Genomic DNA, 7500 nt, shown 5'->3' on the forward strand with positions numbered 1-7500 from the left:
GGATGAGATTCATACCGTCGTGTGGATGTCCCCCATATGGCGCAACCACTCCGGCGCCGGGGCGTTCTCCAGGGCGTGCTGCGGCGGCCGGCCGCAGCCTMTGTCCAGGAGGAACCCGAAGTGAAGAACCTGAAGAAGGCCGCCGCCGTGACGATGGTGGCGGGCGGCCTGCTCGCGGCCGGCGCCGGCATGGCCTCCGCGACGCACGGCGGCGCCCAGGCCGASGGAGTGGCCACCAAGTCCCCGGGCGTCGGCTCGGGCAACCTGGTCCAGGTCCCGGTGCACATCCCGGTCAACGCCACCGGCAACAACGTCAGCGTCATCGGCGTCCTCAACCCGGTGTTCGGCAACGCCACGGTGAACCACTGACCGCGTGGACCACTGACCGCGTGCAGCGCTGATCACGTGAACCACTGACGCGCCACTCCGGCGCGGCACCCGCCGGGCCCCGCGGACCAACCGGTCCGCGGGGCCCGCGGCACGCCCGGAACCGGCACACCCGGCACACCCGGCACACCCGGGCTCGCGGGCCTTGCGAGGGGCGCTCGGACGGAGCTCTCAGGCCCCGCCCCGCTCCCGCTCCTCGACATAGGCGTTGTACGCGGCCACCTGAGCCCGCCGGGCCGTCCGCTCCACCGGCCGCAGCGCCTGCCCCCGCGCGGCCATCTCCGAGGCGCTCACGGCACCGCCGTGGCCACTCTCGTAGGCCAGGGACACCAGCAGCCCGACCCGCTGCGCCAGCTCAAGGACCCGCACCGCACGCGGCGGATACCCCGGCGCCAGCACCTCGCGGCCCCGCTCGGCCCGCGCCCGGTACGCGTCGAGCGCCGCCTCGGCCACCGGCCCCGAGCCCGCCACATCGAGCCGCGAGAGCACCTCGGTCGCCTCCCGCAGCGCCTCCGCCAGCTCGCGCTCCGCCTCGCCGAGCGAGGGCACGTCGGCGGGCGGCGCCTCCCGCACCGGCAGGCAGTGCCAGACCACCTCCACGTGCACATCGCCCTCGGGCCCCGCCTCGTACACCTCGGGCACCAGGCCGTACGGCGCGCCGAACGCGAGGACGGCCTCCTCCGCCGCCAGGGCGCGCGCGTTGAACTCGGGCGGCCCACTGAGACCGAGCGGATGGCCGGGCGCGGGCAGCGCCACCCGCAGTCCCGCCACGCCGAGCGAGCGCAGCCGGCCCATGGCGAACGTCAGACCCACCGGGCCCGCCTCGCCGGGCAGTCCTTCGACCCGGTGCACCGCGTCCTCACCGACCATGGCGAGCACCGCGTCATCCGGCGAAACAAGTCCGGCCAAAAGGGCGTTTCCCCATGCGGCCAGGCGTCCTGAGCGTGGTTCCGAGAGCATGCACACAGCCTAAGGACCGGCCTCACGACAGGAACGCCCGGCCGGTGGCGTAGGTTTTATCCGGGGGCCGCGTTAACCGGCGCGAGCGACGACCGAGACTGCAATGGGAGACAGCGCGCTCATGAGCGATGTACTGGAGCTTGAGGACGTATCTGTGGTCCGCGAGGGCCGGGCTCTGGTGGACCAGGTCTCCTGGTCGGTCAAGGAGGGTGAGCGCTGGGTCATCCTCGGCCCGAACGGCGCGGGCAAGACCACCCTCCTCAACGTCGCGTCGAGCTACCTCTTCCCGAGCACCGGCAGCGCCACCATCCTCGGCGAGACCCTCGGCAAGCCGGGCACCGACGTCTTCGAGCTCCGTCCGCGCATCGGCGTCGCGGGCATCGCGATGGCCGAGAAGCTCCCCAAGCGCCAGACCGTCCTCCAGACGGTGCTCACCGCCGCCTACGGAATGACCGCGGGCTGGCAGGAGAGCTACGAGGAGATGGACGAGCTGCGCGCCCGCGCCTTCCTCGACCGCCTCGGCATGAGCGACTACCTCGACCGGCGGTTCGGCACCCTCTCCGAGGGCGAGCGCAAGCGCACCCTGATCGCCCGCGCCCTGATGACCGACCCCGAGCTGCTGCTCCTCGACGAGCCCGCCGCCGGGCTCGACCTCGGCGGCCGCGAAGACCTCGTACGCCGTCTCGGCCGCCTCGCGCGCGACCCGATCGCCCCCTCGATGATCATGGTCACGCACCATGTCGAGGAGATCGCCCCCGGTTTCACCCACGTCCTGATGATCCGTCAGGGCAAGGTGCTCGCCGCGGGCCCCCTCGAGCTGGAGCTCACCTCCCGCAACCTCTCCCTCTGCTTCGGCCTCCCGCTCGTCGTCGAGCAGCGCAACGACCGCTGGACCGCCACCGGCCTGCCGCTCGGCTAGCCGCCGCACCCGGTCATCCGGTCGCCAGGTCGCTGTTGCGCGGCCGGGACTGATCGGCGCCCTGTCCGCGAGGGACCCGCGGTCCTACCATGACCATGTGGACATCGACGCATGGGTGTGGTGGCTGATCGGAGCCGCCGCGCTCGGAATCCCGCTCGTACTGACCGCGATGCCTGAGCTCGGCATGCTCGCCGTGGGCGCCGTCGCGGGTGCCGTGACCGCGGGCCTCGGCGGCGGCGCGGTCCTTCAGGTCGTGGTCTTCGCCGCGGTCTCGGTCGCGCTCATCGCCGCCGTACGCCCCGTAGTGGCGAGGCAGCGGTCCCAACGGCCCGAACTGACCACCGGCGTCGACGCGTTGAAGGGCAGATCGGCCGTCGTACTGGAACGCGTCGACGGCACCGGGGGCCGCATCAAGCTCGCGGGCGAGATCTGGTCGGCCCGCGCGCTCGACGCGGACACCGCCTACGAGGCGGGGCAAGAGGTGGACGTCGTCGAGATCGACGGAGCGACGGCCGTCGTCATGTGATTACCGCACGGGCCGTGCGGAGGTCTGACAGACTCGACCCACAAGATCTTCCGGGAACACCGAGGCATGGAAGGGTACGGGGAGCCACGATGGAACCCATCATCATCGTCCTGATCATTCTGGTGGTGCTGGTCTTCATCGCCCTGATCAAGACCATCCAGGTCATCCCACAGGCGAGCGCCGCCATCGTCGAGCGCTTCGGCCGCTACACCCGCACGCTGAACGCGGGGCTCAACATCGTCGTCCCGTTCATCGACTCGATCCGCAACCGCATCGACCTGCGCGAACAGGTCGTCCCCTTCCCGCCGCAGCCGGTGATCACCCAGGACAACCTGGTGGTCAACATCGACACGGTCATCTACTACCAGGTCACCGACGCACGGGCCGCGACCTACGAGGTCGCCAGCTACATCCAGGCGATCGAGCAGCTCACCGTCACCACGCTCCGCAACATCATCGGCGGCATGGACCTGGAGCGGACCCTCACCTCCCGCGAGGAGATCAACGCGGCCCTGCGCGGCGTCCTCGACGAGGCCACCGGCAAGTGGGGCATCCGCGTCAACCGCGTCGAGCTCAAGGCGATCGAGCCGCCGACCTCCATCCAGGACTCGATGGAGAAGCAGATGCGCGCCGACCGCGACAAGCGCGCCGCGATCCTCCAGGCCGAAGGTGTCCGGCAGTCGGAGATCCTGCGCGCGGAGGGCGAGAAGCAGTCCGCGATCCTGCGCGCCGAAGGTGAGGCCAAGGCCGCGGCCCTGCGCGCCGAGGGCGAGGCCCAGGCGATCCGTACGGTCTTCGAGTCCATCCACGCCGGAGACCCGGACCAGAAGCTGCTCTCCTACCAGTACCTCCAGATGCTCCCGAAGATCGCCGAAGGCGACGCCAACAAGCTCTGGATCGTGCCCAGTGAGATCGGCGACGCGCTCAAGGGCCTGTCCGGCGCCATCGGCAACTTCAACCCGATGGGCGGCGGTTCGGGCTCCCCTTCCGGCACGGAGCGCCGCGAACAGCCGCCGATCGACTGAGGCCCTTCGGGGCTATGCCGCGGGGACGGGCTGCGCCAGCCAGTGCGGCAGCGCGGACAGCTCGTCCCTGCCGAGCGCCAGCAGCATCGCGTCGGCGGGAGTCGGCTCGAACGGCTGGCGCAGCAGCGGCATCCCGGCCTCCTCAGGGGTCCGGTTCGCCTTGCGGTGATTGTCCATCGCGCACGAGGCCACCGTGTTCAGCCAGGAGTCGGCGCCGCCCTGCGACCTCGGCACCACATGGTCCACCGTCGTCGCGCGCCTGCCGCAGTACGCGCACCGGTGCTGGTCCCTGACCAGCACACCCCGCCTCGACCACGGAGCCTGTCTTCGGAACGGCACCCGTACGTATCTGCAGAGCCTGATCACCCGTGGCACCGGGATGTCGACCGCCGCCGCGCGCACACGCAGTCCGGGGTGGGCCTGCTCGACCACGGCCTTGTCCTGGAGCACCAGAACGACGGCACGGTTGAGCGTCACCGTCGAGAGCGGCTCGAAGCTCGCGTTCAGCACCAGCGTGTCCCGCATCAACCTGCCCACCTCCCGTATGCACCGGCCCACCCCCTGGCGGGCTTGGATCAACTCTGGCCGGGCACGCCGAGATGGACAACGCAATAAAAAATGCCCGTCCCCGATCACTTCCATGACCGGAGACGGGCGAACAGGCGGTGAACGCTAGGTTCCCAGCGGGCGTTCCTCGCGGGCCTTCCCCGCGGGCGGCTCAGCCCTCGGCGGGCGCGCCGTACTCGGCGACGAGCTGGGCCCGCGCGAGCGTGTGGAACCGCAGGTTGAAGCCGACCGCCGCGGGAGGCGTGTCCGAGTCCGGACCCAGCTTCTCCTGGTCCACCGCGTACACGGTGAACACATAGCGGTGCGCCGGGTCGCCGGGCGGCGGCGCGGCGCCCCCGAACTCCTTCGTCCCGTAGTCGTTGCGCGCCTGGAGCGCGCCCTCGGGCAGCCCCTCGAACTCGCCGCTGCCCGCACCGGCCGGCAGCTCGGTGACCGAGGCCGGGATGTCGAACACGGTCCAGTGCCAGAACCCGCTGCCCGTCGGGGCGTCCGGGTCGAAGCACGTCACGGCGAAGCTCTTGGTCTCCGGCGGAAAGCCCTCCCACCGCAGGTGCGGCGAGGTGTTCCCCGCCGCCTGGACCTGAGCGTCCTTAAGGACCGCCCCCGGACGGACGTCCTCACTCACGACCGTGAACGACGGCACGGGCGGGTGGAAGTCATGGGGAAGCGGCGGCCTCTTCGGCTCGGTCACGTGAGCACCTCCTGGTCGATTGCTGTGCCTCCGAGCCTAGGGCCTGAAGGACCTAGAACCAGTTGCGCTTGGACCCGACCTGCGAGAGCCACTCGTTCAGGTACGCGGCCCAGTCCGTGCCCTGGAAGTCGTTGAGCCCGACCTGGAAGGAACGGAAGGAGTCGCTGCCCTCGCTGAACAGACCCGCCTTCTTGTCCATCTCCAGGACGACGTCCATCTCGCGGTCGTCCGCGACGAAGCTCAGCTCGACCTGGTTGAGGCCGCGGTACTGCTGCGGCGGGAAGAACTCGATCTCCTGGTAGAAGGGCAGCTTCTGCCGCGTACCGCGGATGTGACCGCGCTCCATGTCGGCGCTCTTGAAGCGGAACCCGAGCTGGATGAAGGCGTCGAGGATGGCCTGCTGCGCCGGGAGCGGGTGCACGCTGATCGGGTCCAGGTCACTGGAGTCCACGGCACGCGCGATCTCCAGCTCCGTGGTCACACCGATGTGCATGCCACGCAGCTCCTGCCCGTCGATGCTGGTGACCGGCGTCTCCCAGGGGATCTCCAGACCGAACGGCACGGCGTGCACCTGGCCCGCCTGGAGGGTGAAGGCGCCACCGAGCCGGACCTTGGTGAACTCGATGTCCTGCTTCGTCTCCTGGTCCTGACCCTCGACCTCGACCCGGGCCTGGAGCCCCACGGAGAGCCCCTCGATCTGCTGGTCGACGGAGCCGCCCTGAATCCGCACCTCACCCTGGACGACACCACCGGGCACCACATTGGCCTCGGTCAGCACGGTCTCCACCGAGGCGCCGCCGGCTCCCAGACTCGCGAGCAGCTTCTTGAACCCCATGACTCTCCTCCCCAGGCCGCCGCCTGTGGTTCGTCTCGACTTGATTCCTTGATCGGTACATACGCCGGGAACCCGCGCGCGGTTCCGCGCACTCACCCTGGCAATCGAGCGGCCCGAAGGCCATCCGCGCGCAGCCAACGAGTGCATTACGCTCGGATGGCATGATCGCGGAGCCTGACCGTACGCCCCTCACCCGAGACTTCTTCGACCGCCCTGTCCTGGAGGTCGCCCCCGACCTCCTGGGGCGCGTCCTCGTACGCGACTCGGAGCACGGACCGATCGAGCTGCGCCTGACAGAGGTGGAGGCGTACGCGGGGGAGGACGACCCCGGCTCCCACGCGTATCGCGGCAAGACCGCCCGCAACAGCGTGATGTTCGGCCCGCCCGGCCATGTGTACGTCTACTTCACCTACGGCATGTGGCACTGCATGAACCTGGTGTGCGGTCCGGAGGGCATGGCGAGCGCCGTGCTCCTGCGGGCGGGGGAGGTCATCGAGGGCGCGGAGCTGGCCCGAAAACGTCGACTCTCGGCCCGGAACGACAAGGAACTCGCCAAAGGCCCGGCCCGCCTGGCCACCGCCCTTGACGTGGACCGGAGCCTGGACGGCGAGGATCTCTTCGGCGGCCCCGGCACCCCGTTCTCGATCCTGACCGGCACTCCCGTGGCGGCTGACCAGGTCAGCGAGGGTCCACGGACCGGCGTAGGAGGGGAGGGCTCCGTCCACCCCTACCGCTTCTGGACCACCAACGACCCCACGGTCAGCCCGTATCGGGCCCATGTGCCCCGACGCCGCCGAACTTGACTCGGCCTTGGGGCCTCCGTAATGTAGTCCGAGCCGCTTGAACCGGTCACGGCATTCTGCCGACGCCGGAAGCGGCCAACCACTACCTACGATCTACCCTCGGTGAGGGCCTATTCGTCGTGTCCGCATGCCGAATTTGGAACTCGCGGAACTCGATTATGAGTTGCGGAGGGAATCCGCTAACGTAGTGAACACGCCGAAAGGCAAAGGCCCCCAACGGCCACCGGAAATGAAATCCGAACCGGGAACGGAACGGAAAACGGATCTGGTAGAGTTGGAAACGCAAGAACAAAAGAAACACCGAAGGGAAGCGCCCGGAGGAAAGCCCCAGACAATGTTCTGCGGGTGAGTACAAAGGAAGCGTCCGTTCCTTGAGAACTCAACAGCGTGCCAAAAGTCAACGCCAGATATGTTGATACCCCGACTCACTCCGGTGAGTTGAGGTTCCTTTGAAAAAGTCCTGTACGGCTTGTCCGTGCAGGCAGCACAGCGAGGACGCTGTGAACCGGGAGATTATTCCTCTCCCTGGTTCCGCTCTCGTGTGTGTCGCACCGGATTACCGGTACACATTCACGGAGAGTTTGATCCTGGCTCAGGACGAACGCTGGCGGCGTGCTTAACACATGCAAGTCGAACGATGAAGCCCTTCGGGGTGGATTAGTGGCGAACGGGTGAGTAACACGTGGGCAATCTGCCCTTCACTCTGGGACAAGCCCTGGAAACGGSSTCSAMTACCGGATAACACCCCCTCTCGCATGGGAGGGGGTTGAAAGCTCCGGCGGTGAAG

9 protein-coding genes and 1 rRNA gene (1 of these 10 only partly in view) are annotated in these 7500 nt (G+C 68.9%); 6 read left to right on the top strand and 4 right to left on the bottom strand.

The genetic code is table 11. The features are described from left to right. The first annotated feature begins 120 nt into the window (after positions 1 to 120). Positions 121 to 369 (top strand): chaplin, encoded by a 249-nt coding sequence (locus tag AB8Z36_RS10400; RefSeq protein ID WP_369212941.1) that lies wholly within the window; start codon positions 121 to 123, stop codon positions 367 to 369. Positions 370 to 558: 189 nt separating this feature from the next. On the opposite strand, the gene AB8Z36_RS10405 is transcribed toward AB8Z36_RS10400, so the two are convergent. Then, complete coding sequence (locus AB8Z36_RS10405; RefSeq protein ID WP_369212942.1) at positions 559 to 1347, bottom strand: hypothetical protein; 789 nt, start codon at positions 1345 to 1347, stop codon at positions 559 to 561. Between the two features lie 121 nt (positions 1348 to 1468). Here AB8Z36_RS10405 and AB8Z36_RS10410 point away from each other — a divergent pair, with 121 nt between their 5' ends. From AB8Z36_RS10410 to AB8Z36_RS10420, 3 genes are all read left to right on the top strand, one after another. Further along, entirely contained in the window at positions 1469 to 2266 is a 798-nt protein-coding gene (locus AB8Z36_RS10410) for an ABC transporter ATP-binding protein (RefSeq protein WP_369212943.1), read from the top strand. A 97-nt stretch (positions 2267 to 2363) separates the two neighbouring features. Continuing rightward, positions 2364 to 2792: an NfeD family protein gene (locus AB8Z36_RS10415; protein ID WP_369212944.1), complete on the top strand. Its 429-nt coding sequence runs from the start codon at positions 2364 to 2366 to the stop codon at positions 2790 to 2792. A gap of 89 nt (positions 2793 to 2881) precedes the next feature. Next, entirely contained in the window at positions 2882 to 3817 is a 936-nt protein-coding gene (locus AB8Z36_RS10420) for an SPFH domain-containing protein (RefSeq protein ID WP_369212945.1), read from the top strand. Positions 3818 to 3829: 12 nt separating this feature from the next. On the opposite strand, the gene AB8Z36_RS10425 is transcribed toward AB8Z36_RS10420, so the two are convergent. The 3 genes from AB8Z36_RS10425 to AB8Z36_RS10435 all read right to left on the bottom strand — a co-directional run bounded on the left by AB8Z36_RS10425 (position 3830) and on the right by AB8Z36_RS10435 (position 5910). Further along, positions 3830 to 4342, bottom strand: a complete 513-nt coding sequence (locus AB8Z36_RS10425) for an HNH endonuclease (protein WP_369212946.1) — start codon at positions 4340 to 4342, stop codon at positions 3830 to 3832. A 193-nt stretch (positions 4343 to 4535) separates the two neighbouring features. After that, on the bottom strand, positions 4536 to 5075 hold the full coding sequence (locus AB8Z36_RS10430) for a YbhB/YbcL family Raf kinase inhibitor-like protein (RefSeq protein ID WP_369212947.1): 540 nt from the start codon (positions 5073 to 5075) through the stop codon (positions 4536 to 4538). Positions 5076 to 5127: 52 nt separating this feature from the next. Next, positions 5128 to 5910 (bottom strand): sporulation protein, encoded by a 783-nt coding sequence (locus tag AB8Z36_RS10435; RefSeq protein ID WP_369212948.1) that lies wholly within the window; start codon positions 5908 to 5910, stop codon positions 5128 to 5130. A 161-nt stretch (positions 5911 to 6071) separates the two neighbouring features. Between AB8Z36_RS10435 and AB8Z36_RS10440 the strand changes: the two genes are divergently transcribed. Both AB8Z36_RS10440 and AB8Z36_RS10445 read left to right on the top strand, forming a co-directional pair. Then, positions 6072 to 6713, top strand: a complete 642-nt coding sequence (locus tag AB8Z36_RS10440) for a DNA-3-methyladenine glycosylase (protein ID WP_369212949.1) — start codon at positions 6072 to 6074, stop codon at positions 6711 to 6713. A 569-nt stretch (positions 6714 to 7282) separates the two neighbouring features. Further along, positions 7283 to 7500, top strand: a 16S ribosomal RNA gene (locus tag AB8Z36_RS10445) (it continues 1307 nt past the right edge of the window).

Origin of the sequence: Streptomyces flavofungini (assembly GCF_041028215.1) — a bacterium.
GTDB lineage: Bacteria > Actinomycetota > Actinomycetes > Streptomycetales > Streptomycetaceae > Streptomyces > Streptomyces flavofungini_B.

Coding starts and splice junctions, on each gene's coding strand:
- AB8Z36_RS10405 (WP_369212942.1), bottom strand. CDS start 1,347: ATGCTCTCGGAACCACGCTCAGGACGCCTGGCCGCATGGGGAAACGCC.
- AB8Z36_RS10410 (WP_369212943.1), top strand. CDS start 1,469: ATGAGCGATGTACTGGAGCTTGAGGACGTATCTGTGGTCCGCGAGGGC.
- AB8Z36_RS10420 (WP_369212945.1), top strand. CDS start 2,882: ATGGAACCCATCATCATCGTCCTGATCATTCTGGTGGTGCTGGTCTTC.
- AB8Z36_RS10425 (WP_369212946.1), bottom strand. CDS start 4,342: ATGCGGGACACGCTGGTGCTGAACGCGAGCTTCGAGCCGCTCTCGACG.
- AB8Z36_RS10435 (WP_369212948.1), bottom strand. CDS start 5,910: ATGGGGTTCAAGAAGCTGCTCGCGAGTCTGGGAGCCGGCGGCGCCTCG.
- AB8Z36_RS10440 (WP_369212949.1), top strand. CDS start 6,072: ATGATCGCGGAGCCTGACCGTACGCCCCTCACCCGAGACTTCTTCGAC.